This is a genomic window from Azospirillum sp. UFLA03-27, assembly GCF_059803775.1.
Map to the genome: position 1 here is coordinate 1 of NZ_JAUQTX010000496.1, position 1,341 is coordinate 1,341.

The following is a 1,341-nucleotide window of genomic DNA, read 5'->3' on the forward strand; positions in this document are numbered from 1 at the left end:
TCAGCTGGGAGAGCGACGCGTTCGCAATGCGTAGGTCGGGAGTTCGATCCTCCTCGGCTCCACCAATCCCCCAAGACAGTGATGCGACACTGGAATTCGCCCGGAAGCGGCGGAATTTCCCGCGGTGTGACACCGCCCTGTCGCACGCGGCGTCGGCCAAATCTCCCCATTCTTTTTAAAACGTTCGCCGATCCGGCCCAGGCCTCAGTGCCTGTGCGCGTGGTGGGCATCCGGAAAGTGGGCGTGCCAGTGCCGCAGGCGCCCGTGACGGTGACGGTGGGTGTGCGGCTCGGTCACCGGGCCATCGTGATGGTGCCGGTGGTGCTCGTCATGCACATGCGGGTGGTCGTGCTCCATCTCCTCGTGGTCATGCTCATGGTCGTGGTCCTCGGTCAGGTGCAGCCAGACGCCCACCCCCATCAGGGCCGCCGCGGCGGCCAGCCCGGGCGTCACGGGCTCCCCGAAGATCACCAGGGAGGCGATGCCCCCGACGAAGGGGGCCGTCGAGAAATAGGCCCCGGTGCGGGCGGCGCCGATGTGGCGCAGGGCGACCACGAACAGCACGAGGCTGACGCCGTAGCCGAGCAGCCCGACCAGCATCGCCGCCGCCGCGGTCGGCACCGCGGGCAGGCCATCGCCGAGCGCCAGGGCGATCCCGACATTGACGGTGCCGGCCACCAGCCCCTTGATCGTGGCGATGTCCGCCGGGTCGGCCAGCGACACCTTGCGGGTCAGGTTGTTGTCCACCGCCCACATCAGACAGGCGGCGGCGACCGCGGCCGGCCCCCAACCACCGGCGATGTCCACTGTTCCGCCCCAGGACAGCACCACCGCTCCCGCCACGATGGCGACCATCCCGGCGACGAGGCGCCGGTCGACGCCCTCCCGGAAGACGAACCACGCCAGCAGGGCGGTGAACACCCCTTCCAGATTGAGCAGCAGCGAGGCGGTCGATGCCGGCGTCGCCGTCAGGCCGGCCATCAGCAGCACCGGTCCGGCGATACCTCCGGCACCGATGGCGGCCAGCAGCCAGAGCCATTCGGCGCCGCGGATGCCGCGTTCGCTCCGCTTCTGCGGGACCGTCAGACCACGGACCAGCCGGACCAGCCCCAGCCCGATGCCGGAGCCGAGATAGAGCAGGCCCGCCAGCATCCAGGGCGACAGGTCGTGGACCAGCAGCTTCGCCAGCGGCGTGCTGATGCCGAAGAGAACCGCGGCCAGGATGGCGGTCGTCGCGCCGGTTCGGGGCATGAGGCCTCGCACGCCTGTTGAGTGGGGGAACCGTTGCCCCCACCCTAACCCTGTCTCTTATACACATCTCCGAGCCCACGAGACTATAAC

Annotated in this window: 1 protein-coding gene; it reads right to left on the reverse strand. The window is 69.4% G+C overall.

Annotation, left to right across the window (positions count from 1 at the left end; genetic code table 11):
* Window positions 1-204: 204 nt before the first annotated feature.
* Window positions 205-1,251 carry a DMT family transporter gene (locus Q4I23_RS32680; protein WP_498529001.1) on the reverse strand — a complete coding sequence of 349 codons (1,047 nt, stop codon included), beginning with the start codon at window positions 1,249-1,251 and terminating at the stop codon, window positions 205-207.
* Between the last annotated feature and the right edge of the window lie 90 nt (window positions 1,252-1,341).